Here is a 506-nt window from a genome sequence, read left to right as displayed (position 1 = left end):
GAGCCGTAACTTGTTTGTCAACTGATATATCAGTTGACCACATCCACCGGCCCGTGATCGTCAACATGATCGCCGTGAACATGTTGCAACCGACCATTAACCAAATAATCAATGTGATCGCCATGCGGTACTTGTTCGTGGCCGCAATATTGATCATGCAACTCGCCTTCAACAATCGGACTTTCACCATCAGGATTAGTGGCGGATACGGGAATCACAGCCTCATCAAAATGGTCTTCATGCGGGTGATGAAGATGACCATTTTCGAGATAATCAACGTGATCACCGTGCAATAGCTTGGTGTGGCCACAGGCAAGGCTGTGGTGATGGTGCGCATCTACTTCCGCAATCGTATGTGCCATTAAAAGTCCTCCTCTATCATTACCTTAGTATTTTCATCGACACTCATTTTATATCATTATCGTTTTTCTAAAGTCAATTAAAAGGCCCTTTTACGAACTAGTAATCATTACTGTTTACTATATAAAGGAACTTTTAAGGTTCGA

General features: G+C 42.9%; 1 protein-coding gene. It reads right to left on the bottom strand.

What is annotated here, in order from left to right:
• Positions 1 to 29: 29 nt before the first annotated feature.
• A complete protein-coding gene (locus GSO_RS14090; RefSeq protein WP_010493422.1) occupies positions 30 to 362 on the bottom strand; it encodes a hypothetical protein in 333 nt (110 codons plus the stop codon).
• Positions 363 to 506 lie beyond the last annotated feature (144 nt).

Origin of the sequence: Lacticaseibacillus zeae DSM 20178 = KCTC 3804, from assembly GCF_000260435.1 — a bacterium.
Lineage (GTDB): Bacteria > Bacillota > Bacilli > Lactobacillales > Lactobacillaceae > Lacticaseibacillus > Lacticaseibacillus zeae.
The sequence above is the reverse complement of the archived record's forward strand: the minus strand, read 5'-3'. Positions and strand labels throughout refer to the sequence as shown.